We start from the raw sequence: 26,771 nt of genomic DNA on the forward strand, positions 1-26,771 counted from the left end.
ATCCCGCAGAACGGATGAGACGCATGTCTTCGCAAGATCAGATGGCCCCGCCGCGAACACCGAGGGCGGGAGGCGGAGGCTCCTCGAAGGCCCGCCCGGCCCTCATCCTCGCCGTGCTGGCCATGGCGAGTTTCCTGGGCCAGCTCGACGTGTGGATCACCAACGTCGGCCTGCCGAACATCGGGCAGGGCCTGGGTTCGACCTCCCTGTCGGACCTGAGCTGGGTGCTCAACGGCTACGCCATCGTCTTCGCCGCGCTCCTCGTGCCCGCGGGGCGGCTCGCCGACCGCTTCGGGCGCAAGAGCGGCTTCCTCATCGGCATGGCCGTCTTCGTGGCGGCGAGCCTCGGGGCCGCCCTGTCCGGCGACGTGTGGGTGCTGGTCGTCTTCCGTGCCCTCCAGGCACTGGGCGCCGCCCTGCTGACCCCGGCCAGCCTCGGTCTGGTGCTGACGAGCGCCCCCGCGGACAAGGTCGAGCGGTACGTCAAGGTCTGGTTCACCGCGGGGTCGCTGTCCGGGGTGTGCGGACCGATCTTCGGCGGGCTGCTGGTCCAGATCTCCTGGCGGTGGCTGTTCCTGGTGAACATCCCCGTCGGACTGCTCGCCATCGTGCTGGCCGCCCGGCTCGTGGCCAACGTCAAGCACGAGCAGGACGCCCGCATCCCCGACCTGCTCGGCGGCGTCCTGCTGATCGTCATGGTCGGCGCCCTGGCCCTCGGCGTGGTGAAGGCACCCGACTGGGGCTGGTCGGACACCCGGGTCGTCACGTCGCTGGCCGTGTCGGTGGTCGGGCTGGCGGGGTTCCTGCTCCGCTCGTCACGGCACCAGGTTCCCGTGGTCGACCTCTCCCTCTTCCGGGACCGGATCTTCGCCTCGGCGAACCTCGCCGGCATGCTGCAACTCGCCTCGTTCGCCGGCCTCCTGCTGTCGACGATCCTCTGGCTGCAGAGCCACTGGCACTACTCCGCCATCAAGACCGGATGTGCCAGTCTTCCGGGCCCGATCGGCTTCGCGGTGGCCGCCACGCTCAGTGAGACCCTCCAGCGCCGGTTCCGGATCCCGGCCGGCGTCATCGCGGCGGCCGGCAGCGCGATCGCCTCTGCCGGCATCCTTCTCTTCGCCGGTCTGCTGCACAACGACCCGAACTACGCCACCGGAGTCCTCCCGTGCTGGCTGCTCTTCGGGTTCGGCGCCGGCCTGGCGCTCCCGACCGTCGTCTCTTCCGCGACGGCCGGTCTGCGTCCCGGGCAGGCCGCCACCGGCAGTGCCATCGTGACCATGTCGACGCAGATCGGTTCGGTCGTCGGCATCAGCATCCTGGTCGCCATGCTCGGCACCGCCTCCGGCGGAGCCCCTCTGGGCACCTACCGTCACGCGTGGTGGGTCACGATGGCCCTCATGGCCGCCGCGGCCGTGGTGTCGCTGGGCGTGTCCCAGAAGAGGTCGGTGACGGCCCGATGACAGCGTCCGTTCCGGCCCGAGCCGCCGCCACCGCCACGACCCCCGTCACAGGACGGAGCCGTCGGCTCGGCCTCCTGGTGGTCTGTCTCGGCGTCATGATGGCCTTCGTCGACGTCACCTCCACCATCTCCGCCCTGGGCGACATACAGAGCGATCTGCACGTCACCGCGAGCACGCTGGTATGGGTCACCAGCGCCTACAGCCTCGCCGTCGTGAGCTTCGTGATGTCCGCGGGGACCTTCGGCGACCTCGTGGGGCGACGACGGGTGTTCAGCCTGGGTGCCGCTGTCTTCCTGACCGGCAGCGTGGTCGCCGTTCTCGCCGACAGCGCCGGAATGCTCGTCACCGCACAGGCGATCGCGGGCCTCGGCGGCGCGGCCGTGCTGCCGACCAGCCTGGCGATCGTCAGTGCCACCTTCCCCGACCCGCACGAGCGCACCGCCGCGATCGGCATCTGGGCCGCGTGCTCCGGAGTGGGCCTGGCCATCGGCCCGATCCTCGCGGGAGCCCTGCTCGAACACTTCTCCTGGCACGCCGTCTACCTCGCCAACATCGTCATCGCCGGCACGGCCCTTGTGCTGGCCCCCGTCTTCGTGGTCGAGTCCCGGCACCCCACGCGCAGGCCCGATCTCGCGGGTCTGGTCCTGGGCACGGTGATGACGGCCTCCGCCACCTACGCGATCATCCAGGGTGGCGCCGACGGATACGCCAAGGCTCCGATCATCGCCGCGTATGCCGTCTTCGCCGTATCCCTGTTCCTGTTCGTACGCGTGGAGCTCCGTCACCCCGACCCCATGCTGGACCTGAGGCTCTTTCGGAGCGCCTCCTTCTCGGCCGTCATGGGCGTGGCCGCCGTCAGCGTCTTCGGACTGGTCGGGGTCGCGCTGCTCAGCGTGCTCTACATGGAACGGGTGGGACAGACCAGCCCCCTCGACGTCGGTGTCCGCCTGCTGCCGCTGTTCGGAACGTTCCTCCTGGTCACCGTCGTGGCCGCCCGGGTGCTGGTACACCGGATCGGCCTCACACCCCTGATCACCGCGGGCCTGGTCCTCATCGGGGCCGGATCTCTCGCGCTGCTCGCGACCGATGCCTCGGGAGGTTACGGCGCGATGTGGCCCGGGCTGCTCGTGGCGGGCGTCGGCGCGGGCCTGCTGACGGCGCCTTCGACGGCTGCCGCGGTCAACAGTGTCCCGCCCCAGCAGGAGGGCATGGCGGCCGCAGCGGTGAACATGGCCCGTCAGCTGGGAACGGTGCTCGGCCCCAGCGTGCTCGGAACCATCGTCACCAGCCGCTTCCCCCGCAACCTGCACGACCGTCTCCTCGAAGCAGGAATCCCCGCACCGCAGGCGGACCGGATCGTGGACGGTGTGTCACACGGCGGCGGCGGGACGGACCTCCCCGCATCCCTCGCTCGCGTGGTGGGAACGGCCGTACCGAGGGCTTTCACCGACGCCGTGCACCTGGGCAACGTCATAGGCGGAGTCGTCCTGATCGTCATGGCGGTGCCGGCGGCGCTCTTCGTCCGCCACAAGGTCCACACTCCCCGGACGCCGGCCGGGACGTGAGCGGAGGTGGCCGGGGCCGCCGAGCCTCGCACGGGCACGGCCACCGCGGCGGGCTCCGGTGCGAGAGGAGCGAGCCGACGCCTTGTCACTACCGCGTACGTGCCGCCTGAACGTACGTCAGCCAGGGGCGTACGTCGCCGTGGCCGTGGATCTCGAAGCCCGCGTCGGTGACGAGGTCGCCGAGGAGGTCGACGCGGTTGTGTGACATGACGTGCCCCACTCCGCCGTGCACCAGGTGGCGGCCCAGGCGGCTCCTGTGCGGCCGGAACTCCACGACCGGCAGGCGTCCGCCGGGCCGCAGGACGCGGCGCATCTCGCGGAGGGCCGCCGGGCGGAGCCCCTCCGGCAGGTGATGCAGCATCAGGCTGGTGACGACGGCGTCGAACGAGTCGTCCGGCAGGTCGAGGGACTCGGCGATGCCCTCCTGGTCGCCATCGTGGTCCTCGGAATCAGGAAACTGCCCGAGCTGACACGTTCGGCGGAGAAGGCGACCCGGATCCTCAAGAGCGAGGCCCGGGCGGTCGAGGAGCAGGAATCCCACCACCCGGTCGACGGGTCCGGCCGGGTGGTGTCCGGCACCGTCGCCGAGTGACCATGCGGGTGAGACGGCCGGTGGTCACAGGTGGGACGGGAGTCCCGGTCGGCGGTCGCCCCGCTGCACGCCAGAGACCGGGAGGTCCGATGAAGGCACCCTCGTCTTCCGTATGCCGTCTGCGGGCTGCCCTCTCACTCCGCAAGCCTCGGTCGATGCCCTCGTCCACGACGAAACGCCCCGACCGCGACTGTGGGACTCCGCCTTTCTTCGCCCCGCTGCACCCACCACCGCACCCGCGACGAGTGCGGCGCACGGCCCTGGCCTCACTCCGAGGATGTGCCTCGCGTCACCCGCGAGCGGTTTCGGGCAGCTTCTTCGCAGAGACGGCCGCACGGTCACCCCTTGCGCACGCCGTCCGCGAAGTCCCCTCCGGGTTTCCGTCGGGCCGAGGTCGCCACCCGCGCGCGCGTGGCCGGCAGCGCACCGCGAGGAGATGCGGCGACCGTCAACGATCGTCCCGGCGGTGGCAGAGGGGCGTGTCAGTCGTCGGCGAGTGCCTCGTGGACGGAGGAGACCGCGCCGGCGCCGTCGCCGACGGCGGTGGCCACTCTCTTCGTCGAGCCCGCGCGGAGGTCGCCGACCGCGAAGACCCGGGGCGCGCTGGTCTGGAACGGCAGGGCCGTACCGGACCGGCTGTCCGTGAGGACGAAGCCGTGGTGGTCCTTGGCCACGCCGTCCAGCCAGCCCGACACCGGGTCGGCGCCGATGAAGCAGAACAGGGCGCGGCAGGCCAGCCGGTCCCGCCGCCCGTCGGATCTCTCGGCGACGACCGACGCGAGGGTGTCGTCGCCGCCCAGTTCGCGGATCGTGCTGCCGGTGCGGACCCGGATCCGCGCATGCGCCCGGATCCGGTCGGTCAGGTACGACGACATCCGGGCTCCGAGATCGGCGCCGCGGACGATCAGATCCACCGTCGCACCACGGGCGGCGAGGGACAGGGCCGCCTGCCCGGCCGAGTTGGCGCCGCCGACGACCGTCACCGGCTGGTCTTCATAGCCTCGGACGTCCAGCTCGGTCGCGGCGTACCGGACGCAACCGGTCTTCTCGAACGTCGTCCATTGCGGAAGGTCGAGGTGGCGGTAGTGGGCCCCGGTCGCGGCGATCACCGCACGGCACCGGATGCGTGTGCCGTCCTCCAGCACGACGGCCGGTCGTCGCTCCTCGGAGAGGTCCAGGCCGGCCACCGCGCAGGGCGAGTGGATCCGTACCCCGAACTTGAGCGCCTGGACCATCGCCAGACGGGTCAGGCCTTCGCCGCTGACTCCGTGCGGGAAGCCCAGGTAGTTCTCGATGCGGGCGCTCTTGGCGGCCTGGCCGCCGAGCCCGGCGCGGTCCAGCAGTACGGTGACGAGACCCTCGGACGCCCCGTACACGGCGGCGGCCAGACCCGCCGGGCCGGCGCCCACCACGACGAGATCGACCGGGCGCCCGTCGGCTCGATAGGTGAGACCGAGCACCTCGGCCAGAGTTCTGGGCGTCGCGCGCCTCAGCAGCGCACCGTTGACCATCGCGGCCGGGAGGTCGTCCTCGCCGAGCCCCGCCCGTCTCATCAGCGAGCGCCCGGGGTCCGAGGCCGCGTCGAGCCAGGAGTTCGGCAGGAGCATCTGCGCCGTATAGGTGCGTAGTTCCAGCGTCTCCGCGGCGTACGACCGGCCGACGATCTCCAGGGCGTTGCCTGCCGCCCCGCGGATCACCTCGCGCCGTTCCCGGAACGCCTCGATCAGTGTGTCGGCGATGTCGACCTGCTCGGCGAGGGCCCGGCGCAGCATCGCCGACCGGATCCGGACGACCGTCCCGGCGATCACCACCCGGGCGGTCAGGTAGACGTGCTGACCGGTCAGCAGGTTGAGCTCGCCGAGGAAGTCTCCGGGGCCGCCCCGGTAGATCAGGCGCTCCGGCTCGATCGCCGTCGCGTCCCGGACGATGTCCACGGTCGCCGACCGGAGCAGGAAGAAGTCGTAGGTGTCGTCGCCGGACGTGTACAGGTCCCGGCCGGGTTCGGCGTGCTCCACCTCACCGTACTCGGCGAGCCGGCGGAACTGTTCGTCGTCCAGGACCGGCCCGCGCTCTGCCGCACCGTCGTTCACGTGATTCCTCCGAGTCGGGCTGTTTCAGGCGCGGACGGGAACGGGCGCCGGCCTCACCCGGGCGACGGTCGTGACGTACAGGAGCAGACCCGCGGTGGTGAGGACGAAGCCGGCCCACACGGTGGACAGGGTCCCCCAGCCGGCGTCGAGGGCGACCGCGCCGCCGATCGCGCCGAGACAGTTGGCCAGGTTGAGGGCGGCCAGGTTGAGCGTTCCCATCAGGGTCGGGGCGTCCGGGGCGAACCCGGTCAGCCGGACCTGGATGGTGGGGATGGCGAACATCATGGTCGCGCCGACGCCGAACAGGCAGGGCAGCAGAACCACCAGGTTGTCGCCTGCCACGCCGATCAGGGCCAGGAACGCCAGAGCACCGCCGTAGCCCAGGACCAGACCGCGGTTCTCGTACCGGTCGGCGACACGTCCGCCGACGTGGTTGCCGACCGCCATGCCCAGGCCGAAGACGGCGAGCGCGACCGGGATGAGCGAGGCATCCCGCAGCGCCGCGTCGGTGACGAACGGGCCGATGAACGTGTAGACGGCGAAAATGCTGGAGATGCCGAGCGCCGCGACGGTGACCATCAGCCAGACGTCCCGCCGCCGTAGGGCGCCCAGTTCGCCCGTGAGGGAGCTGCCGCGCAGGTCGTCGGTGCGCGGCAGCCAGGCCAGCAGGGCGGCTCCGGCGAGCAGGCCGACGGCGACCACGGTCCCGTACAGGGCGCGCCAGCCGGCGTGCTGGCCGATGAAGGTGCCGAGCGGCGACCCGGCGACGGTGGCGACGGTGAGTCCTCCCATCACGGTGGCGAACGCCTTGCCACCCTGGCCCGGCCCGTACACGTACGCGGCGACGACCGCCCCGGCGCCGAAGAACGCACCCTGCACGCTGCCCGCGACGAACCGGAAGACGACGAACAGCACGATGTCCGGCGCCAGGGCGGAGAGCCCGTTGCCGACCAGGAACAGCCCGATCAGGCCGAGCAACAGGGTGCGCCGGTTGACCCGGGCGGCCAGCAGGGTGATGGCCGGAGAGCCGATCATCACCCCGAAGGCATACGCGGTGATCGCGTAGGTCGCGACCGGAACGGACACCTCCAGATCGGACGCGAACAGCTGGATGATGCCGTTGCTGCCGAACTCGCCGGCGCCGATCGCGAAGGTGCCCAACGCCAGTGCGAACAACGTCAGCCTCGGATTCCTGATGGGCGACTTCGCGGTGGTGTGCCGCTTCTCCTCGGCGGCGCACTGACTGTCGTATGCGTGCTGATGCATCGTCTCGTCCTCGGCAGGAGGGTCGGTTGGACGGCGTACGGGCCGGTGCGGGACGGGGATCAGGCACCCGGCTCCGTCGGCTCGGCGGTGTCAGCGCGCGGCGCGCTTGACGAGGGCGGCCGTCGCCGCGGGCCGCGCGATCATCGCGACATGCGAGGTGTCGGCCTCGAAGGTGTGTGCGCCGGCCCGGCGCGCCATGAACCGCTGCGCCGCCGGAGGCAGTACCTGGTCGTCGCGGCCCACGAGGTACCAGGACGGAATGGTCTTCCAGGCCGGGGCGCCGGACGGCTCCCCGAGGGTGCGCACGTCCGCCGGCCGCTGGCCTGCCCACATCAACTCGGCGGTCGCCTTCGGCAGGTCCCCGGCGAACACGTCGTGGAAGAGCTCCTTCTTGATGTAGCCGTCGATGAGTCCCTCACCGTAGGGACGGAAGTCCAGCGCCTCCTCGCCGAGTCTGCTTCCCGGGTACTTCGTCTGCAGGCCCAGCAGTGTCTCCCCCTGATCGGGCACGAACGCGGCAACGTAGACCAGCGCCTTCACGTTCGGGTTGCCGGTCGCGGCGTTGGTGACGACGATCCCGCCGTAGGAGTGCGCGACGAGGACGATCGGGCCGCTGAGGGTCGCGAGGATGCCGGCCAGATAGGCGGAGTCGGAGGACACGCTGCGCAGTGGGTTGGGCGGTGCGATGACCGGATAGCCGTCGCGGATGAGCCGGGAGGCGACCCCGTTCCAGCCGGAGGCGTCGGCGAACGCGCCGTGCACGAGTACCATGGTGGGCTTCTGGCCGCTGCCACTGCCGCTTCCGGTGTGGGCCTGCGCGGCGGGCGCGTCGAGTGCGGCGCCCACCACGACCGCGGCGGATCCGGCCAACAGCCCCCGGCGAGTTGTCGTCATGAATGTATACCCTTCGGTATCCGGTGTTCTCAGTGGTGATCGCGGGTCAGCGTAAAGCCGCCTACTTGACGAGCACTGAACAGAAATCCGGGCACCGATTCCGTTGTTGTCAAGCACGCCTTCGTGCAAAGCGTGAATACGCACCGGCGAAATGCCCGTCGGCGAAATCGAGTTGCCGGCAGAGCCTCAGGCGCGGGGATGCCGCCCAGCAGGCGAACCGTCCCGGGGGGCAGGGGCGGCCAGGCCGGCGTCGGCGAAGCCCTTCGGTGCCGAGAGCCCGCGCGCCGGGGCCGTCAGCCCGCACTGTTCCTCGGGCCTGCGGTCATGCATTGCCTCCGGGTCCTGAGAGGAGCCGTTCGGCGCGTCGCGCGAACAGGTGCGCCTCACATGCGGTGGAGTGCGTGTAGGCCCGTTCGGCGGCGGCCCGGACAGCGGTGGGGGGCGCGCCGCGGGCCTGCAGCAGGCGCGCCTTCAGCAGCAGGAGCAGCCCTTCGGCATAACGCTGGCCGTAGTCCCGCATCGTCCGGTCGGCCCGGTCGAGAGCGGCGTCGGCCCGATCGGGGAATCCGGCTGCCAGCCACATCTCGGCGATCAGTGCGTAGTGGTAGGTGATGCCCCACTGCGGTGGATGGAGCAGGTTGGCTACCAGGAGTTCCTCGGCCTCGGCCGCGGCGCCGGCCGGGTCCTCGCCGGTGAGGGCGCGTCCCCAGCACCAGCCCTGCCGGATGTAGTGGTCTCTCTGGGTGCGGAGACGGGCGAGGCCGGCGGCGGCCCACCGCTCGCCGGCTCGCCGTGCCGTTTCGGCGTCCCCGGCCATGGAAGCGATCATGGTCGTGTAGTAGACCCGGACCGAGGCCGCGTACGGGTCCCCCGGCGAGTCCCAGGGGTTGACGAAAGCCAGCGCCGCGTCGACATCACCGCGCAGCGCGGTCATGACTGCCCGCATGAAGGGCCCTTCCCTGATGGTGATGCCGTCCCGCCGGAGCGGTGTCTCTTCATCCGGGGCGGCGGTGGCGCCGGCAGCGGTGACATCCGCCTCGGTGAAGGCCCGGTACGCCGCGCCTATGTTGCCGGTGTCCCACTGATGCAGGCCCCAGGCCAGCTGGCCGTAGCGTTGGACGACCGGGTCGGCAGACACCTGACCGAGCTCGTGCATGCGGCGGGCCAACTGCCCGCGGCCCTTCTCGATGGAGGTGTGGGCACCGATCAGCCGGATGAAGAGGAAGTCGGCGGCCTCCGCCTCCCGGCCGAGGGTGCGAGCCAGGTATTCGGCCCGCTCCAGCAGACCGAAGGTCGAGGAGCCGTACCCCGCCTCTCGTCTGACGACGATGGCGAGCAGTGTGAGGGCGGAGAACTCCAGCTCCATGAGTCCGGAGGCGCGGGTGACCTGTACGGCGGAGCGCAACTGCCGACCGGCGGACTCGAAGGCGAGTTTGGCTGCCGCGCGGCGCCCGGCGCGGATCAGCGCCTCCGCGGCGCGAACGGGCTCGGCGAGGGGGCCGGCGGCCCACAGGTGGTAGGCGAGGCGTTCGGCGACGTCCTCGTCGTCGGCATGGATCTGTTCGAGCGCGTCCGCGACGCGCAGATGCAGCCGGGCGGCCTGCTGTGTCGTCGCGGTCTCGGAGACCGACTCGCGCACCAGGTCGTGCGCGAAACGGAGCGAGGACGGGTCCTGCGGCCCGGGTTCGAGCAGCCCGAGCGTATGCAGCGGTTCCAGGCGGTGGAGACAGTCCGCGACGTCCACACCGGAGGCGCGGGACAGCAGCCTGACGTCGACGTCGCGGCCGATGAGCGCGGCCACCTGCAGCAGATCGCGGGCGCGGTCGTCGAGCCCGGCCATCCGGTCGCGGACAACGTCATGGACGGTGGAGGGGACCCCGGCCTGGACGGTGGAGGGGACCCCGGCCGATGCGGACGTGTCGCCGTCGCCGTCGCCGATCGCGCCGGTCCCGCTGAGGAGCCGGGACAGTTCGCGGACGAAGAACGGATTGCCGGAGGTGCGGGCGTGGATGGCGCGGGCGACGGCGTCGCCGGGATCCTGGCCGGCCTCGTGGCGGATGAGTTCGGCCACGTCGGCCGGACCGAGCGGGCCGAGCCGCAACCTGCGGTGACCGGGCCGACGGCTGGCAGCGGCCAGCACCCGGGAGAGGCCCGGGCCGAGTGTGGGTGCGCGGTCACGCAGCGCGCCGATGATCGCGGTGCCGTGGGGAAGCCGCCCCGCCAGGTGCTGCAACAACTGCAAGGAGGTGGCGTCGGCCCACTGGAGGTCATCGAGTATCAGCAGTGTCGGCCGCCGTGCCGAGGCTTGTCCGACGAGGGCGACGACCTGTTCGAACAGCCGGAACTGGGCGTTGCCGTCGGGGAGTTCCCGGGATGCGTCGTCCCGCGCCGCGAGGAGGCTGCCCAGCCCGCCGGTGAGCCACTGTTCGCTCGCCGGAGCGGGCAGACTGTGGACGACCTGGCCCAGTGCCTGCTCCCATGGCCACATCGCCGGTGTCCCGTCGCCCTCCAGGCAGGAGCCCCAGACGGTGAGTGCACCCAGCCGGCCCGCCACGGCGGCGGCCTCCTCCAGCAGCCGGGTCTTGCCCGCGCCCGGTTCACCTTCCACAACGCCGATCGCGGTGTCGCCGGCGAGTGCACGCTCCACGATGCGCCGCAGCGTGGCGAGTTCCTCGGTCCGGCCGATCAAGGTGCCCGCCGTGGCCCGCCCGCCCCCCTCGTCCGCCTCCCGCACCAGCAGCGACACCGAGGGCTGCGTGAGAATCCGCCGCTGTGCGTCCTCCAGCGCCGGACCCGGGTCGATGCCAAGCTCCTCGGCGAGCCGGTCGCGGACCTGACGGAACACCGACAGCGCCTCCGCCTGCCGTCCGGCAGCACCGAGAACGCCGACGAGACCGGCCAGCACGGGTTCGTTGAACGGTGCCATCGACGCGGCCAGTTGCAAAGCCGCGAGCACCCGCTCCGCTTGGCCCATCGACACGGCGAGCTCCGCCGCCGCCGTGCACGCGTCGTAGAACTCGTTGTCGAGTGCGGCGAAGACCGTCGTGGCGCCGGTCCCGTCGGCGACGCCGTCGCCCGCCGGGCCGTGCCAGAGCCCGAGCGCCCCGACGTAGTGATCGAGGGCCACCTCGTGATCGTGCCGGGCCAGCGCGGCCCTGGCGGCATCGACGCGTTCCCGGAAGGCGACAAGGTCCAGCGTGACGGGGGCGGCGGTGAAAAGGTAGGCATTCCCGCGACGGTGGAGGAACGAGCCGGCTTCGCGGACGGGCAGCAGAGGCTCCAGCAGCCGTCGCAACGCGCCGACGTACTTCTGGAGAATGTTCACCGCCGAAGCCGGGACGTCATCGCCCCAGATCAGGTCGACCAACTCGCTTGTACTGGTCGGCCTGCCCGCGCGGGCGAGCAGCACCGCGAGCAGGTATGCCTGTTGCCGAGGCCCGGCATCCAGTTCGACACCGTCCCGCCAGATCCGCAACGGACCGAGAATCTGCAGGCTCAGATGTCCGCCGAAGGAAGCCATGCCCACCCCTACCCCCACTCACGGGCCGACCACGATCGACTGCGGCGTAGCCACTTTACGGTTGCTTTGCGGCCTGGTCCATCCGCCCCGGCGATCGCTGGGCGGTGCTGTCGTGGCGGAACCAGGTTCCCGATCGGCCGGTATCACTGCATCGGCGGCCTCGGCCACCTCTGCCGGCGCGACCGAACCGTCGATCGCCGACCAGCAGAGTTCCAGAGGGAGTTCCGTCCCAGAACCAGACAGCGCAGAGGCTGATCCGGTCACCACTACGCCAATTGCGTGCCGGGGTTGTCCAGCAGGACGTGAACCCATCGCGCCCGGCGCCCTTTGGATGAACTGCTCTCTGAAGTGATGGTGGATCAGCGCGGGCTGATCTGCCGTGCCGTGTGCGCGGTCCGGCCTCGCTCACCGGCGGTCGACGTGGTGAACACGGATGTCAGCGGGATGCGCCGTCCGCAAGCTCGGCCATCAGTTCCTCGGCGCGGCGGGCGAACAGATGGGCCTCGCGTTCGACGGACAGTTCATGCGCCCGCTCGGCAACGGCCCGGAGGGGGGCGACCGGCTCGCCGCGTGCCCGCAGCACCCGTGCCCGAAGCAGAAGCAGCAGGCTTTCGGCGTAGCGCTGGCCGTACGTTTCGACGGCCGAGTCCGCCCGGTCGAGCGCCGCGTCGGCCTCGTCCAGCTTTCCCGCCGCCAGCCACATCTCGCCGAGGAGCCCGTACCAGGTGGCCAGGCCCGAGCGTGGCGGGTCGGAGAGCGACGCGACGATCAGGTCCTGCGCCTCCACGGCTGCGCCGGCCGGGTCCTCTCCGGTCACGGCGCGCGCCCAGCACCGGGCCAGCCGTTGGTAGCCGCCGAGGAAGCCGAACGAGAACGCGGGGTCCACGGCGATCCCGCGCTCAGCCGCGCGACGTGCCCGCACGGGGTCGCCGATCAACGCGGCGACCCGTGCGGAGTAGGTCGCCCAGACCGTGATCGCGTAGGGATCGTCCCCCGCTGCGGCCTCCATCGTGTCGAGCAGGGCCAGCGCCGCGTCGGTGTCACCGTGCAGCGCGGTCATCATCGCGAGCATCCCGGCCGCCATCAGCCGCAGATCGCGCCGGAGCGCGTCCTCCTCCTGATGGGCCGGGTCGTCCAGCGCGGACCAGTCGGTCCGGCTCAGGTACCGGAACGCCTCGCCGATGTTGCCGACACCCCACTGGTGGATGCCCCAGGCGTACCGGCCGTAGGCGCGCACGACCGGGTCGTCGGACGCCTCGCCCTGCTCCAGCAGCCGCCGGGCCAGTCGGCCGGCGCGGTCCAGTTTCATGCCTTGGGCGTACGCGGCCCAGCGGGAGAAGAGGAAGTCGGCGGCCTCCCGTTCCCGGCCGAGTCCACGGGAGAGATGTTCGGCCCGCTCCAGCAGGTCGACCGCCGACCCCACGTATCCCGCCCGCATGCCGTCCACCGCGGTGAACAGGGACAGGGCAGCCAGCTCCAGCTCCGCCAGGCCCGCTGTCCGTGCCACCTGCGCGGCCGAGTGAAGCCGGCGCGCGGCCGCCTCAAGAGCCAGTTTGGCCGCCGCGCAGCGGCCGGCGCGGAGCAGCGCGGTCGCGGTTCGGGCCGGATCCGCGAGGGGTCCGGCAGACCAGAGGTGATGGGCGAGGCGCTCGGCCACCAGTTCGGTGTCCGCGGCCCTGTGCTCCAGTGCGTCGGCGACCAGCAGGTGCAGCCGGGCCGCGCGCGGTGGCGGTATGTCCTCGGCCACCGATTCGCGGACCAGGTCGTGCGGAAAGCCGAACGAGTAGGGGTCTCCGGGCGAGGGTTCGAGCAGGCCGAGCCCTTCGCACGACTCCAGGCGGTCCAGACACGTCTGGTGGTCCAGACCGGCGGTGCGGGCAAGGAGCGCGAGGTCGACGGTACGGCCGATCAGCGCGGCGATCTGCACCAGGCCTCTGACGTCGGCCCCCAGTCCGGCCGTCCGGTCGCGAACGACATCCCGGACGGTGGCCGGTACCGCGGTCCGGACCGCGGTGGCCTCCGTGAGGACATCGCCGTCGGCGAGCAACCGTGACAGCTCGCGGACGAAGAACGGGTTGCCTGCGGTGCGGGTGTGGATGAGGCGGGTGGCACCCCGGCCCGGGTCCTGCCCCGTCTCGCGGCGGACGAGTTCGGCCACCTCTGCCGGGCCGAGCGGGCCGAGCGGGATCCGGCGGTGACCGGGCAGCCGACTCGCCGCGGCGAGCATCCGCCCCAGCTCCGGGCCCGGCGCGGGCGCACGGTCGCGGAGCGCCCCGATCACGGCGGTGCCGCCCGGCAGCCGGGCCGTCAGGTGACGGAGCAGGTCCAGCGAGGCGGCATCGGCCCACTGAAGGTCGTCGACGACGAGCACCACGGGCCGCCGCGCCGATACCTGGCGCACGAGCGCGACAGCCTCCTCGAAGAAGCGGAACCGGACGCCGCTGTCCGGCAGCACCGGCATCGTCTGCCCGCTGCCGCGCGGTGTCGCGAGACGACCGAGTTCGCCCGCCTGCCAGTCCCCCCGCGCCGCGGCCGGCACGTCGTCCAGGAGCGCGTTGACGACCTGCGCCCACGGCCACATCGACGGCGTGCCGTCCCCCGGCAGGCAGTGGCCCCGGACCACGAGCGCGCCACGCCGGTCCGCCTCCGCGCCGGCCTCCTCGAGCAGGCGGGTCTTGCCCACTCCGGGTTCTCCTTCGACGAGCACAAGCCCCGTCGATCCGGCGAGTGCCGATTCCACCGCGTGCCGCACCACCGCCAGTTCCTCGGCCCGGCCCACCAGGCAGTCGGCAGTCGACGCCCCGGTGGTGGGTGCCGCCGACCGTTCCTGTGGCATGTCCTCCCGTTCATGGGGCATTTCCTCAGCCGGTGCCCGTTCCAGCACCCGCAGGTGAGCCGCCACCAGTGCCGGGCCGGGGTCGACGCCCAGTTCCTCGGCCAGCCGGGCGCGAACGGTCCGGAACACCGACAGCGCCTCGGCCGGCTGGCCGGCGGCGGCCAGGGCGACGATGAGGCTCGCCTGCACTCTCTCGTGCAACGGCGCCATCCGGGCGGCCATGTGCAAGGACTGGAGCACCCGTTCGGGCCGGCCGAGCCCTATCGCCAACTCTGCCGCCGCCACGCAGGCGTGGCGGAACTCGCCGTCCAGCCCGGCGAAGATCGCCATACCGGTCGAGCCGTAGGCGACCCCGTCGCCGGCCGGGCCGTGCCAGAGCCCGACCGCTTCCAAGTACCCGTCGAGTGCCGCAGCGGGCCGCTGCTCCGCGACACCGGCCTCGGCCGCTTCGACCAGCTCACGGAACCTGACGACGTCCAGTGTCCCGGGGGCAGCCACGAACAGGTACGCGCTCCCGCGGCGCTGCAGGTACGAGCCGGGTTCCCGTGCGGGCAACGCCGGCTCCAGCAGCCGTCGCAGCGCGCCGACGTACTTCTGGAGAATGTTGACCGCCGAGGCCGGGACGTCCTCCGCCCAGATCAGGTCGACCAACTCGCTGATGCTGACCGGCTCGCCCGCACGGGCGAGGAGAACGGCGAGCAGATACGCCTGCTGCGGAGGACCGGCGTCCAGTTCCACACCGTCTCGCCAGCCGCGTAGCGGACCGAGAACCTGCAGACGCAGAGATGCGTCGGAGGAGGCCATTCCTTTTCCTATTCCCAGTCACGGGTCGCCCTCGCTGCCATCGGCTGCCCGTGGTGACCGAAGCCGCGCGGCAGGGAAAGCGACTCATGCCCATTGCCGGCCGGAAGGGCCAGGCAGACGACCAGGGGCGACAGCAGTGATCGCGGCAGGTTCTTCAGCTTCTTCAGCCGGGCAACGCGCCGAGTGCCACTGGACCGGACAGGCTGGAGTCGGAAGCCGTTGTCCGTCGTGCTGTCGACGCGACGGCGGGCTCGGCGCGGACAGTGGCCGCGGCCGGCCCGTCCTACTGGTCGATCACCAGGTCCTCGGTGGGCAGTGTCTGGCAGGCCAGCCGCCAGCCCGCCGCCAACTCGTCGGCGGAGAACATCCCCCGGTCGTCGGTCTCGTAGGCGCCGGAGAGCACCCGCACCCGACAGGTACCGCACGCACCTTCGCCGCACGACTGGGGCAACGCGACGCCGACGGCGTTGGCGGCGTCAAGGACCGACTGCCCGGGGCTGCACGGGAACGCCGGGGTGCCGCCCACCGTGCCGATCATGAACTCGGTGACACCTGCCGCCGCGGCGGCGACGGCGATGGCGTGCGCCTTCTCCCGGCGGGTCTCCTTGCTCCGTCCGGACACGAACGCCTCGGTGCGGATGGCCTCGCGCGGCACCCCCAGTTCTCTCAGGCGGCCGATCAGGTCCTGCATCATGGGCGCCGGCCCGCACAGGTGCACGCGGGTCGTCGGGCCTGCGTGTGGCAGCAACTCGTCGAGACCGATCCGCCGTTTCCGGTCGGTCGCGAAGACCGACACCTCCAGCCCCGGCAGCCGGGACCGCAGCGCTTCGATCTCCGGCCCGAACACCACCTCCTCCTCGGTGCGGAAGCTCGCCAGCAGGACGATCCGCCCCGTGTGACCGGCGTCGGCGGCCGCGAGCAGGACGCTCATCAGCGGGGTGATCCCGACGCCCCCGGCGATGAGCAGGAGGGTGTCCGCCGTGCTCTCCCGGGTGCCCGGCTCCCAGGTGAACGCGCCGTGCGGGCCGCTCACCCGCAACGCCAGCCCGACCTCCAGTTCCTCATGCAGGAATCCCGAGCCCAGCCCGTCCGGCTCGTGCTTCACGGCGATCTCGACGAAGCCGCTCTCCCCGGGACTGCTGCAGATCGAGTACGACCGTTCGATCGGCTCGACGGCGACGGGCAGGTCGACCTTCACGTACTGCCCGGCGGCGAACGAGAACGGCATCGTGTCCCCGGCCAGGGGTGCGAAGCGGATCCTCCGGACCGTCGGGGTCAGCACCTCGATGCCGGCCACGCGCAGATACCCCTCCCAGGGTGTGGCCGGATCCCGGGCCACCCCGCCGGAACGAATGGCCTGCCACATCGTCCCGAGCTGCCGCGGTTTCAGCACCGCGTTCGCCGCCATCAGCCCGCCCGCCAGCGCCCCCACCACGCCGGAACCCCAGGCGTCCTGCCCGGCCACGAACAGCCCCTTGACCGGAGTACGGCATCCCGCCCGCGCCGAGCGCAACCGCTGGGGAGTCGCCGCGAGTCCGTAGAAGGATCCCCGCACGCTGTGCTGATAGGTCTCGAACGACAGCGGCGTCGCCAGTTCGGCGAACGCGATCGTCTCCCGGAAGCCGGGCCAGCGTTCCTCCAGGCGGGCGATCAGCCGTCCGGTCAGCTCGTCCTTGAACGTGCGGTAGCTGTCCGGCCGTTCGTTCTCGGGCGTCCCGCGCCACTCGTCGACCACCTTCGGATCGACGAGTTCCAGCAGCTCCACCGTGTGGAACCGGGCCGCCGGATTGTTGAGCGACGCGAACGACACGTACAACGTGCCTTCCCCGGGGCAGCGTTGAACGCCGTCGTGGTCGCTGAGATCCGGCATGAACCAGTGGTTCTCGCCGCGCAGCCCGAACTCGGCCGGCGACCGGTCCAGTCCGAGAAACAGCATGACCGCCGACCGTTCCCCGGGCAGGTCCGCCAGTTCGTGACTCTTCCCGATCAGGGCATACGTGTTGCGCACTCCGGCCGCCGAGACGACGGTGTCCGTCCGCACCCGGTAACGGCGGCCGGTGGCGGTGTCCTCGACGTCGACGCCGGCGACCCTGCCGCCCTCGACGACGACCTCATGGACCCTCTGCCGGGAGCGCAGCACCACGCCGTACCGCCGCAGGATCTCCAGAACGACCCGGTTGAGCTCCTGCGGGCCGCCCACGGGATGTGCGGTGCCTTCCATGAAGAAGGTCAGCGGGACCGCCGCGTGATAGCCGAACGCGCTCGCTTCCGGCGGAGTGCCGTACAGCCCCCACCGCGCGGCCAGAACGGCCCGCAGACGCGGATCGCGGAAACTGCGGGCGACCTGATCCCGCAACGACCGGAACGTCGACGGGAACAGCCGCTCGACGACGGGCGCACCCGCTCTGCGCAGCCCGGCGGGGAACGACGCGAAGACATTGCGCGCGGCCAGTCCGGCCATGGCCCAGCGAGTGGTGCGGAAGAAGCCGTCGATGGCGTCGGCCTCGGCGGGGAACCGTTCCTTCAGGCGCGTGCGGAACCGTTCCTTCGTGCCGGGTACGGCGAAATCGAACCCCGGGAAGTGCAGTGCGTCGTACTCGTCCGGCAACGGCGAGAGCTGCGCCCGCCCGTCGGTCATGAACCCGAGGAACGGGCCGGCGTTCGCGCTCATGTAATGCAGCCCCGTGCCGAACCGGTACCGCCCGGCGCGGGAGAACTCGTGCGTCATCCCGCCGAGCGTGTAGTGCTGTTCGAGGACGAGAACACGTTTCCCGCCGAACTGCGCGATCGTGCGCGCCGCCGCGAGACCCCCCATACCCGACCCGATCACCACCACGTCGGCTTCCTCGTCCGACACCATCTGCAACCCCCCAGTCATCCGTCCTCCACGGGCTCAGATTGACCGAACCGGCTTGACGTCGACTGAATGATCAGGGAAGGCCATCCGGAACCAGGTCCCGGTCTCATTCAATTCCCGTCCAGTGCGACGCCATAGTTTTTCGCCGATCGTGAGGGTGCGGAGCCGCGTCGTTCTTCGCCGAACCCATCCGCAAACCCACCACGGTCGCCGCGGTCGCGCCTCCGGTGTCGGCCGTCATCCAAAGGAGAGGTTGGTCCATGGTGAGCGGGAATCCGACGATCGTGCTCGTGCACGGAGCCTTTGCCGACAGCAGCGGCTTCAACGCCGTCGCCAAGCGGCTTGTCGCCGACGGCCATCCGGTGGTCGCCGCGCCGAATCCACTGCGGGGGCTCACCTTTGACGCGGCCAACGTCAGGGCGCTGCTGGAGAGCATCGAAGGACCGATCGTGCTGGTCGGGCACTCGTACGGCGGTGCGGTCATCTCCGCTGCCGCCGCGGGAAACGCGAACGTGAAGGCGCTGGTCTACCTGGCGGCGTTCGTGCCGGAGACGGGCGAGAGCGCGCAAGCACTGGTCGAGCGGTTCCCGGGCAGCACCGTGGGCGAGTCCCTGAGGCCTGTGCCGCTGCCCGACGGGCAGGTGGACCTGTACATCGATCCGAAGGTCTTCCATCCCCATTTCGCGGCCGACGTGTCGGAGGAGGAAGCCGCCCTCTATTCGATCACGCAACGGCCGGCCACCGGCGCCGCCCTCGGCGAGCCCGCCACCGGTCCGCAAGCCTGGCACACGATCCCGAGCTACAACCTCATCAGCGGCGCCGACCGGATCATCCCACCGGCGACGCAGGAGTTCATGGCCCAGCGCTCGGATGCGAAGACCCAGGTGGTCGAGGGTGCTTCACACATGGTGTTCGTCTCCCGGCCGGGTGCGACGGTGGCCCTCATCGAGACGGCCGTGCAGGAACAGGTGCTCCCGCACTAGCACCGCCTGTCACCGCAAGTGCATCGATCCGGTGATCCGTGGGAGGGAAAATGCACAAGAGCGAGAAGGCCATGAGGTGGGGCCTGCGGATCCACCTTTTCTGGTACGTCATCGCCAATGCGGCCCAGGTGGTCGTGTGGGCGGTTCTCACCCCCGACCACTTCTTCTGGCCTCTGTGGTCGATTCTGGGCTGGGGAATCGGGCTGCTGATCCACTACTGGGCGATTCGATCGAAATTCCGATCACTCGTCCGGTCATGACCTGAACCATCGCAACGAGGACCAGAGGAGGATCATGCCCGAGAAAGTGGTTCCGGGTCGCAACACCGCCGCCGCCGAAGGCGACGTCGTAGTCTTCCACATCGGGCTGCGGATCAACCGGCTGCGAGCATTCTCCAGCTGGTTTCCGGCCTTCATGTCGATGCCGCGCATGCTGCGCGAGCTGTCACAGGAAAAGGGCAGCGGACTCCTCGGCTACAAGGTGCTCTACGGCAGCCCCCGAGATTTCTACGTCGTCCAGTACTGGTCCGACAAGGAACGGCTCCTCGCCTACGCCCACCAGCAGGACAGGGAGCACCGGCCCGCATGGACGGCGTTCAACCGACGAGCACGCGCCGGGAAGGGGCACGTGGGTATCTGGCACGAGACGTTCATCGTCCCGGCGGGCTCCTACGAATCGGTGTACGTCGACATGCCCGCATACGGCCTCGGCGCCGCGACAGGCGTCGTACCGGTCGGCCGACGCGGGGACACGGCGGCCCAGCGCCTGAAGGCGGCAGAGAGGTAGGCGTCCGTCCCGCGGGGACCGCTCACGCTGAACCAGCGCCGACTGCACACAACGACGTCGCCCTGTCCACGCCGGACAGGGCGACGTCGTCTCACGCGGCGATCGTCAACGGCGCGCAGAGCGTCTGGCGAGCGTCATTTCCGGCCGGGGGTATTTCGTGCTCACCGCCACCCTCCGGCGGCAAAGGTGGCGGGGAGCAACGGTGCGATGACCACAGGGTCGCCCGGGGAAGCCACAGACCACAGTCCACCATCGAGCTCCACGGCCGGCTTGCTGCTCGACGGCGCAGCCGGTACGACCCGAGCGCTTACGAACTCCCCCGTCCGGGGAACGGTGAGGCCGAGCTGACGGGCAACCTCCTGGTGCGCACGGTTGTCGCCCATGATGATGATTCCCTCGTTCCGAAGTACCGAGCGGGCCCCGCCGTTCCCACGGACGCGCTTCATGTAGTCCTGCTGCTGAACCACGGTGCGGAGCGCGTTGCGTCCGATCGGACGCTGCTGGACTCGGCGGAACAGTTCGTTGATCCGGGCCTGGCCGGAAGAACTCCCGAAAACCGCGTCTCGGTCAGCGGCAGGCATGTGCAGCAGGACGTTCTCCGGAAGATCCACGTCACGCCAGAGCCAGCGGATCTCTTTGCGGCGTTCGGCCTTGATCGTCAGCTTCACATCCCGGTTCCTACCGGAGGTGAGCCATTCCCTCCTGATGCGCAGCAGGCCAGCGCTCCAGCGGCTCGTGTGGTCGTCCGCCCAGACCAGCAGACACACATGTCCCTGGGCTTCGGGCGGGATCATCCAGCCACCGAACTGCTGCGAGTACTTGCAATCCACCTCCACGCCGCCGATCAGGTAGTCCATCTCGGTTCCGTCAGGGAATCCGAACTCGCGCTGGATGGCGATCTCCACCAGGGTTCCGAAGTGCACCTTCTCCGTTTTGAGAAGGGTCGTCCAGTCGTAACGGCCCGTATGGGGGCCATCGAGCGCCGCATCGATGGTGCCCCTCAGGACATCGGCCATGCGGGTGCCCCCCGGGTCCAGAGCCAGCACGGCTTGGGCGACCGCGGTGAGCTCCTCGTCGTCCGCACTGGTGCCCACCAGTCTGTTGAGCACGTCTTCCGCGTCGGCCGGCCGGTCCGTGGGATTGACGGCGAGCAGTTCGGTGACGAGCGCGTCGAACGCGTCAGGAAGACCCGACCGGAGCTCCGGGCGGAGGTGCCGCATGCCGTGCGCCCACGCATTGCGCAGTGCGCGGGCGTCCGGGGCGGGTGGGGCGCCGGTGGCCATCGCGTAGAGCAGGCAGCCGAGCGAGTACAGGTCACTGCGATGGTCGGCCGACGCGCCGAAAAGCTGCTCGGGCGCCCGATAAGCGGCGAGTGGGCCGGACAGGTCGAAGGTGCTCCTCCGGTAGTCGCCACCGTCCACATCCGGCAGAGCGTGGATGCCCAGGCCGGGATCGGTGACGGCCACTGTCCCGTCCCGGTGCACTACCAGGGCCGACGGGCTGAGGTCGAGGTGCAGCAGGCCGTTCAGGTGCAGCTCCGCAAGCGTCCCGGCGATCTGGCCGCCGATCGCCGTGACCGTCTCCGGAGGCAGTCCCCCGGGGGCGAGCTTCAGCCGTTGCTCAAGGCTCTCTCCGTCGACCGGATCCGTCACGACGTAGGGACGGCCGTCGTGGAACCCGAAGCCATTCGCCCGTGCCAGCCCCTGGATGTCCAGCCCGGCCAGTCGATCCGCGTCGCCAAGGAACCCGCGCCTCCTGGCGCCATCCGTGATCGGTGCGTGGAAGAGCTTGAGGGTTACGTCCCGGTCCAGTTGCTCGTCCGTCGCCCGCCAGGTCTCGGACGTCGGTCCGGCGTAGCCTCGCTCGTCCAACCGGTAGCGTCCGTCAACGAGGGTGCTCGTGCCGCCGGCGGCCGAGTCTGTCTCGTCTGTTCTCCTGCCGGAGCCGCCGCCCAGCCTCCGCAGGGTCTCCTCGGTCACCACCGCCAAGGGCTCCCCGGAGGGGCGGCTCCCCGATCCTTCGAAGCCCCCGGTCGGCACTACGACAGGGAGCTCCCCCGGCCGGGACCCTGCGTGGTGCTGAATGACGGCGCCGATGCGGGCGACCGTCGAGCGGGGCAGAGCACGCAAGAGCACGTCTCGCACGCCCGGGCGGAACGCGTAGTGGCCCGAGGCGGCTGCCTTCCCGGGGACTGTCGTGAGCAGGCCGCTGAGCACCACCTCGGCCAGGTGCTGCGGCTCCGGCCGTTCCTCCGTGGCAGCCTGGATCAACCGCATGACAGGGAGGCTCGGTTCGCCCGCGGCCAAGTGCGCGGCGAGACGAAGCGCTTGTGGTGAAGCGTAGGCGCGAAAGTTGAGGACCAGCTCCTCCGACGAGAACGACCGGGGCGTGCTTCCCGCGGGTTCGAGAGGGGCTGTCGACAGATCCGCGGACAGTGCCGCGGCCACCCCCGGCACCTTGGCACCAGGGCGGCCCGCCACGAGCTCCGCCCAGTGTGTGAACCAGCGAGCGGAGGGCGCCAGCAGCGGCAGCGGCAGCCCGGTCACCTCTGCCTCAGGTGTGTCGTACGGCGTGAAGCGCAGGGCCGAGTTGGCTGCGGCAGGTCCGCGCGCCGTCAGCAGACCCGCCGAACCGGGAAGTGCGGTACGCCGCCAGAGCCGCTCCGGCAGTGGCTGGACGATCGCCACCGGCATCGTGCGGGCCCAGCGGTCCAGCACTCGGTACCAGTGCGCGGTCGCCTCGCTGCCGGGGTACCAGTGGGGGCCGCTGCAGTCGCTGAGGACGAGCGTCACGGCACGGCCGTCACGCGGGGGCAGAGCAGCCGGCCGTCCGCCGGGGGACTTCCGCAACTGCCCCTCCTGGGTGAGGGTCAGCAGCCTGATCTCGCGGAATGCGCCTGCCTGGCCGATGACGCGGTGCAGCTCCCGCCACAGCGGGTGCCAGATGGGCATCGTCGGCCCCGCGTCGTAAACGAGGTACAGGGTGAGCCAGCGCTCGGGCTTCGCCCGGAGTACGGGTAGCCAGGTGCCTGGCAACGCTCCGTGACGGGCGATCCGGTACGCCGTGCTCCGCTCGTCCAGCTCCGTCTTCCGGTACGACGGCACCCGTCGTCGCAGCGGACGCAGGGCCCGCTGGAGCGGGAGCGGGTGCGCCAGCATGGGTGGCAGCGGGGCCAGCAGCGACGCGTACGGGCCACGCTCCAGCGACTCGGCGTCGGACCGATGAGACAGCGGAAGGCCAGGGCGACCCGGCGCCGGTGGCGGGTCCGGATGGCTGACGGGCGGCGCGGACTGCACGGCGTCAGCAGATACGGAGGGGGATGCTTCACTCGCCTGCTGCGCAGCACGCACGGGCGTGCTGCTGTGTCGCGCCAGCCAGATCAGCTCGGCAAACTCCGTCGCGTTCGTCTCGCCATCGCCCGCCCGGCCAAGGACGTCGAGGAGACGCTTCACTTCAGAGGGGGACGACGGCTGCGCCGGATCAGAAGTCATGGAACTCCGCGACCGGGCCGAGATGGGTCATGAGGCTGGCGGCCAACGCGTCGCGGGATCCGGCCTCCAAACCGGGGATCCTCGAGAGGTAGATGGCGTTGAGCAGCTGGTCGGTTGCCAGCTCTCCGGTGCTGCTGCGCTCCAGGAACGTCGTGATCATCCGCTTCGTGTCCCCATCCAGCTCGCCGAGGTGCGCTCGCACGATCGCTTCCAGGTGGTCCGGCTCGGGCCGGCGAAGGTGCAGGGGCACGCATCGGCGCAGGAACGCGGGCGGAAACTCCCGCTCGCCGTTGCTGGTCAGCACGATGAACGGGAACGCGCGGCAGCGTACGAGCCCCCGGTCGACAGTGGCCCGGTCCGCGCTGCCTGAGACCATCAACCGCGCCGCGGGCGCGTGCTCGGCGGAGCGGACCAGCTCCGGGATCTCGAACTGCCCTTCCTCCAGTACGTTCAGCAAGTCGTTCGGTAGGTCGAGGTCACTCTTGTCGATCTCGTCGATGAGCAGTACGCGAGGCCGCTCGTAGGGAAGCAGCGCGGTCCCCAACGGGCCGAGCCGCAGATGGTCCTCGATGGCGTCGCCGGCGGATGAACCCTCACCGACCTCCTCCGGCCGCTTGTGCCCCGCACCCTTACTGGCCGCGTAGAGGCGGGCCATCGGGTCGTACTGGTACAGGCCGTCCTGGAGAGTGCTGCGGCTGGTGATGTTCCAGCGCAGGACGGGGCCCAGCTTCAGCTCTCTGGCCACGGCATACGGCAGCGACGACTTACCACTGCCCGGAGGACCGGTGACCAGCAGCGGCCTGCGCAGGACCAGGGCGGCATTCACCAACTCGATGCTTTCCCCGGTTGCCTGGTACGTGCCCGCCCGGTGTTTCCGGTCGGGCGACGCGGAGCCGTCCTCCTGCGGCGGCAGGGGCAGTGGCGGTCCGCCGTCGAAGGCCCGCCAAGGCGGGGGGTCGGGCAGGTGGGCCACGCCGTCGTGTGGCCCTTCCGTACCGGTGTACACAGGCCACATGGACATGGGAGTTCTCCAGATCATTCAACTGCCGCTCAATCGACCGGGGACTGCGCGTAGATGCTCGCTGCCGGAAACCATCGCGGGTCCTCCCAGATCAGTGCCAGGCCGGCGGCCCAGTGCGGTTCCTCGGTCAGATACGCCTCGCTCCGCAAGTCACGGACATGAAGCGGGAGATTCGCCAAAGGCAGCGACGCCAGACGCCCTTTCAGGGCGTCGAGGAAGCGAGCACCAGCGCAGGAGTGTTCGGCCGTGCCGTCATCGTCATGCCGGCTCGAACAGCCCGACCGCGGCCAGACGATGACCGGCGCCGCCGCGTTGAGGCCGGCCTGCAGCAGCCCGCGCGCCTGGTCCGTCTCGGGGGACGACCCGTATCCCACGGCCGTTTCCAGCCCCTTGAGCCGGACGGTGAGCTTGGCCGGGTCCTCAGGACTGCCGCACGCGACCAAGTGCCAGTCGATGTCCGACCGGCCGTCGAGCTTCTGCCAGACCTTCTCAAGTTTGAACTGGAGCCTTGACTCCCGACGTCGAGCGAGATCCATCACCACGACGGGGGAGGAACATCCGAGCGGAGTGGCGTCGTCCACACCGGCGTGCCATTCGTCGACCGGTTCGCCAAGCCAGTCTCTCGGCAGCGCGAAGGCTATGAGCTCGTCGCCGCTGCGATCGATCTGCCGGAAGGCATGGTCGAGGCGCTCTCTCACGTACTCCTGCAGGTGCTGCCTCGCGAGGGTGGTGCCGGCCACGAGCTGCGCGCGCCCGTCGCGGATTGCGAAGACCGAGACCAGGTAAGCATCACGGTCGGCTCCGCTGCGTTCGATCTCGACGAGGATCGGGGACCACTTCGTGACTCCGTCCGATACCGGCCGGGTCTCCGGCCTCTGTCGTGTCGTTCCCGGCCTCTGGTCTCCCGCCCACGCGTACAGCGCACGCCGGACGGCCGCGTCCTGGGCACGGTCGGCGAGGTATGCGGCGAAATCGGCCCAAGGCGCGGTGCCCGGCATCGGGTCGACCTCTGTCAGCAGGAACCAGGCCACGTCCCACAGGGACAGGAACCCGCCGGCAGGCGGGAGCGGGGGCAGCGGAGTCAGTGGTTCCATGACACTGCGATACACGTCCTCCGGGGTGCAGTCGTCCGCGTATCGCCGGACGAGGTCACGCAGCCGGGCCACCGTGCCAGAGCTGTGCTCGGGTACCGGCACCAGGTCCGCCGCATCCGGCCAGTACCGGACCAGCGCCCGGGAGGGGAGCATCCTCCCGCCCCCGCCTGCCGAGTACCTGGCGGTGACCATGCCCACCACCTCACCGGTGTCCTCCCGTACGACCGCCGCACCGCTGAACCCCTCTTCCAAGGGCGAGCCGTGGCTCGTCCACGCCTCCAGCTGCAGCCACTCGCCCGCGATCAGCTGGTCGCTGGTGCTCCGGAACTCACCGAGGATCCCCTCGTCGTAGCCGCGGGGAAAGCCGTACGCGGTCAGCTTGGCCGCCGGATGCGCGTACGACGCGTCGACGGCGGCGAACCTGGCCGGCGGTACGCCCACGGGTCTGTCGAGCTCAAGCACTGCGACATCGCCCCGGCCCTGATCGGCTCCGCTCCAGCCGCCTCCGGCGATCACAGTCGCTTCGAGCGGGCCAAGATCCGGGTACTGGGCGAACGTCACCTCAGCGCGCTCCGCACCGTCCACGACATGGGCGCAGGTCATCACATGACGGTCGGTCACCAGGAAGCCGGAACCGACACCGTGCGCGGAAACCCGGACCTGCCAGGACTGGGAGCCCATCAGACGGCCGAGGTCCCCCCAGCAGCGTTCGGCGTCCAACTGAGCTTCACCACGAGGTGGCCTTCCATCGAGGTCTTGGCGATGACCGCCCCTGCCTCGGCGGTGAGTTTCACGCCGAACTCGATCTCGACGGCGTCGGGCTTGAGCTGACCGTCACGAAAGACACGAAGTGCCGACTCGGCCGCAGCGTGGATGCTCTCCAGGGCGCCGTCGAAAGTCTGCCCCGCCTGTCGCAGGACCCCGTCCCCGCGAGACACGGGCTGGGCACCGCGACGCTCTTCGTCAACGGCGACCACGACAGAAGCCCCGCTGCCCGTCTTGAACTCGACCAGTTCGTCCATGGATCCCCCCGTGCCCCTCTTCGGTACAGCAGCGTCAGTCTAGGACCTCCGCCACCAGGCAAGAGCCGAGCGCTCCCCCACCGGCTGTCGGGACGGGAGTTGCCGAGCCTGACGGCAGGCAGGTCGGCCGGCCGTGGGCGCTGCCGCTGACCTGGTGATTCCGGACGTCCAAGGGCCGCCGCGGGGCCTCGGATCAGCCGGCCGCTGTCAACGGCCGCTCGGCGAGCGCCTGGGCGACTCCGCAGAGGTTGTCGGCCATCGTGCGGCCGGGGATCGTGTAGCCGATGTCCGCGAGCGCGCCGGAGATCTCGCTGATGACGTGGTGGGCGCCGTGCTCGTTCCCGGTGACGACCACGCCCGCGACCCGGTTGCAGGCGACGGGGCGGTCCTCGTCGTCGGTTTCGGACATCATCGCGTCCATGCGCTCCAGCACCCGCTGCGCCACGGAGGAGGGTCGGCCCAGCCAGGTCGGTGAGGCGCTGACCAGGGC

The 26,771-nt window shown here is 70.7% G+C and carries 17 protein-coding genes and 1 pseudogene; 6 read left to right on the forward strand and 12 right to left on the reverse strand.

Features of this window, described 5'->3' with window-relative positions; translation table 11 throughout:
• Positions 1-23 precede the first annotated feature (23 nt).
• Together ACZ4UV_RS41845 and ACZ4UV_RS41850 are read left to right on the forward strand one after the other, a co-directional pair.
• The gene (locus ACZ4UV_RS41845; RefSeq protein WP_467845323.1) at positions 24-1,460 is read left to right on the forward strand and encodes an MFS transporter; all 1,437 of its coding nucleotides are present in this window, start codon (positions 24-26) and stop codon (positions 1,458-1,460) included.
• Positions 1,457-3,025: an MFS transporter gene (locus ACZ4UV_RS41850; protein WP_467845325.1), complete on the forward strand. Its 1,569-nt coding sequence runs from the start codon at positions 1,457-1,459 to the stop codon at positions 3,023-3,025. Before ACZ4UV_RS41845 ends, ACZ4UV_RS41850 begins: the two co-directional genes overlap by 4 nt.
• 88 nt (positions 3,026-3,113) lie before the next feature.
• On the opposite strand, the gene ACZ4UV_RS41855 is transcribed toward ACZ4UV_RS41850, so the two are convergent.
• Positions 3,114-3,443 carry a class I SAM-dependent methyltransferase gene (locus tag ACZ4UV_RS41855; RefSeq protein WP_467845509.1) on the reverse strand — a complete coding sequence of 110 codons (330 nt, stop codon included), beginning with the start codon at positions 3,441-3,443 and terminating at the stop codon, positions 3,114-3,116.
• On the opposite strand from ACZ4UV_RS41855, the gene ACZ4UV_RS41860 reads away from it, so the two are divergent.
• Entirely contained in the window at positions 3,378-3,617 is a 240-nt protein-coding gene (locus tag ACZ4UV_RS41860; protein WP_451018504.1) for a twin-arginine translocase TatA/TatE family subunit, read from the forward strand. The genes ACZ4UV_RS41855 and ACZ4UV_RS41860 overlap by 66 nt on opposite strands.
• Positions 3,618-4,099: 482 nt before the next feature.
• Here the strand turns inward: ACZ4UV_RS41860 and ACZ4UV_RS41865 are convergent, their stop codons facing one another.
• The 6 genes from ACZ4UV_RS41865 to ACZ4UV_RS41890 form a co-directional block, all read right to left on the reverse strand.
• A complete protein-coding gene (locus tag ACZ4UV_RS41865) occupies positions 4,100-5,707 on the reverse strand; it encodes an FAD-dependent oxidoreductase (protein WP_451018500.1) in 1,608 nt (535 codons plus the stop codon).
• 24 nt (positions 5,708-5,731) lie between these two features.
• Positions 5,732-6,973 carry an MFS transporter gene (locus ACZ4UV_RS41870; RefSeq protein WP_451018499.1) on the reverse strand — a complete coding sequence of 414 codons (1,242 nt, stop codon included), beginning with the start codon at positions 6,971-6,973 and terminating at the stop codon, positions 5,732-5,734.
• A gap of 90 nt (positions 6,974-7,063) precedes the next feature.
• Complete coding sequence (locus ACZ4UV_RS41875) at positions 7,064-7,867, reverse strand: alpha/beta fold hydrolase (protein WP_467845332.1); 804 nt, start codon at positions 7,865-7,867, stop codon at positions 7,064-7,066.
• Positions 7,868-8,189: 322 nt separating this feature from the next.
• The gene (locus tag ACZ4UV_RS41880) at positions 8,190-11,387 is read right to left on the reverse strand and encodes a BTAD domain-containing putative transcriptional regulator (RefSeq protein ID WP_467845335.1); all 3,198 of its coding nucleotides are present in this window, start codon (positions 11,385-11,387) and stop codon (positions 8,190-8,192) included.
• A 436-nt stretch (positions 11,388-11,823) separates the two neighbouring features.
• Positions 11,824-15,027 (reverse strand): ATP-binding protein, encoded by a 3,204-nt coding sequence (locus ACZ4UV_RS41885; protein WP_467845337.1) that lies wholly within the window; start codon positions 15,025-15,027, stop codon positions 11,824-11,826.
• Between the two features lie 283 nt (positions 15,028-15,310).
• Positions 15,311-17,905 carry an FAD-dependent oxidoreductase gene (locus tag ACZ4UV_RS41890; protein WP_467845340.1) on the reverse strand — a complete coding sequence of 865 codons (2,595 nt, stop codon included), beginning with the start codon at positions 17,903-17,905 and terminating at the stop codon, positions 15,311-15,313.
• 206 nt (positions 17,906-18,111) lie between these two features.
• On the opposite strand from ACZ4UV_RS41890, the gene ACZ4UV_RS41895 reads away from it, so the two are divergent.
• The 3 genes from ACZ4UV_RS41895 to ACZ4UV_RS41905 are packed head-to-tail and all read left to right on the forward strand — an operon-like array spanning position 18,112 to position 19,653.
• On the forward strand, positions 18,112-18,867 hold the full coding sequence (locus ACZ4UV_RS41895) for an alpha/beta fold hydrolase (protein WP_467845343.1): 756 nt from the start codon (positions 18,112-18,114) through the stop codon (positions 18,865-18,867).
• Between the two features lie 50 nt (positions 18,868-18,917).
• Positions 18,918-19,127, forward strand: a complete 210-nt coding sequence (locus ACZ4UV_RS41900) for a 2TM domain-containing protein (protein WP_467845346.1) — start codon at positions 18,918-18,920, stop codon at positions 19,125-19,127.
• Positions 19,128-19,161: 34 nt separating this feature from the next.
• On the forward strand, positions 19,162-19,653 hold the full coding sequence (locus tag ACZ4UV_RS41905; protein WP_451018492.1) for a DUF4188 domain-containing protein: 492 nt from the start codon (positions 19,162-19,164) through the stop codon (positions 19,651-19,653).
• 161 nt (positions 19,654-19,814) lie between these two features.
• On the opposite strand, the gene ACZ4UV_RS41910 is transcribed toward ACZ4UV_RS41905, so the two are convergent.
• From ACZ4UV_RS41910 to ACZ4UV_RS41930, 5 genes and pseudogenes are all read right to left on the reverse strand, one after another.
• A complete protein-coding gene (locus ACZ4UV_RS41910) occupies positions 19,815-23,105 on the reverse strand; it encodes a NaeI family type II restriction endonuclease (protein ID WP_467845349.1) in 3,291 nt (1,096 codons plus the stop codon).
• A gap of 28 nt (positions 23,106-23,133) precedes the next feature.
• Complete coding sequence (locus ACZ4UV_RS41915; RefSeq protein WP_467845352.1) at positions 23,134-24,165, reverse strand: AAA family ATPase; 1,032 nt, start codon at positions 24,163-24,165, stop codon at positions 23,134-23,136.
• Between the two features lie 29 nt (positions 24,166-24,194).
• On the reverse strand, positions 24,195-25,979 hold the full coding sequence (locus tag ACZ4UV_RS41920) for a VMAP-C domain-containing protein (protein WP_451018489.1): 1,785 nt from the start codon (positions 25,977-25,979) through the stop codon (positions 24,195-24,197).
• Entirely contained in the window at positions 25,940-26,281 is a 342-nt protein-coding gene (locus ACZ4UV_RS41925) for a CU044_2847 family protein (RefSeq protein ID WP_390035008.1), read from the reverse strand. Before ACZ4UV_RS41925 ends, ACZ4UV_RS41920 begins: the two co-directional genes overlap by 40 nt.
• Before the next feature lie 193 nt (positions 26,282-26,474).
• Positions 26,475-26,768 (reverse strand): annotated as a pseudogene (locus ACZ4UV_RS41930) (flavodoxin family protein); the annotation flags it as partial.
• Positions 26,769-26,771 lie beyond the last annotated feature (3 nt).

The organism is Streptomyces sp. NPDC028289 (assembly GCF_055565975.1).

Bases quoted from the DNA above. Each gene is read 5' to 3' on its own strand.
- ACZ4UV_RS41875 (WP_467845332.1), bottom strand. From the start codon at position 7,867: ATGACGACAACTCGCCGGGGGCTGTTGGCCGGATCCGCCGCGGTCGTG.
- ACZ4UV_RS41905 (WP_451018492.1), top strand. From the start codon at position 19,162: ATGCCCGAGAAAGTGGTTCCGGGTCGCAACACCGCCGCCGCCGAAGGC.
- ACZ4UV_RS41870 (WP_451018499.1), bottom strand. From the start codon at position 6,973: ATGCATCAGCACGCATACGACAGTCAGTGCGCCGCCGAGGAGAAGCGG.
- ACZ4UV_RS41900 (WP_467845346.1), top strand. From the start codon at position 18,918: ATGCACAAGAGCGAGAAGGCCATGAGGTGGGGCCTGCGGATCCACCTT.
- ACZ4UV_RS41880 (WP_467845335.1), bottom strand. From the start codon at position 11,387: ATGGCTTCCTTCGGCGGACATCTGAGCCTGCAGATTCTCGGTCCGTTG.
- ACZ4UV_RS41915 (WP_467845352.1), bottom strand. From the start codon at position 24,165: ATGTCCATGTGGCCTGTGTACACCGGTACGGAAGGGCCACACGACGGC.
- ACZ4UV_RS41925 (WP_390035008.1), bottom strand. From the start codon at position 26,281: ATGGACGAACTGGTCGAGTTCAAGACGGGCAGCGGGGCTTCTGTCGTG.
- ACZ4UV_RS41850 (WP_467845325.1), top strand. From the start codon at position 1,457: ATGACAGCGTCCGTTCCGGCCCGAGCCGCCGCCACCGCCACGACCCCC.
- ACZ4UV_RS41890 (WP_467845340.1), bottom strand. From the start codon at position 17,905: ATGACTGGGGGGTTGCAGATGGTGTCGGACGAGGAAGCCGACGTGGTG.
- ACZ4UV_RS41860 (WP_451018504.1), top strand. From the start codon at position 3,378: ATGCAGCATCAGGCTGGTGACGACGGCGTCGAACGAGTCGTCCGGCAG.
- ACZ4UV_RS41885 (WP_467845337.1), bottom strand. From the start codon at position 15,027: ATGGCCTCCTCCGACGCATCTCTGCGTCTGCAGGTTCTCGGTCCGCTA.
- ACZ4UV_RS41845 (WP_467845323.1), top strand. From the start codon at position 24: ATGTCTTCGCAAGATCAGATGGCCCCGCCGCGAACACCGAGGGCGGGA.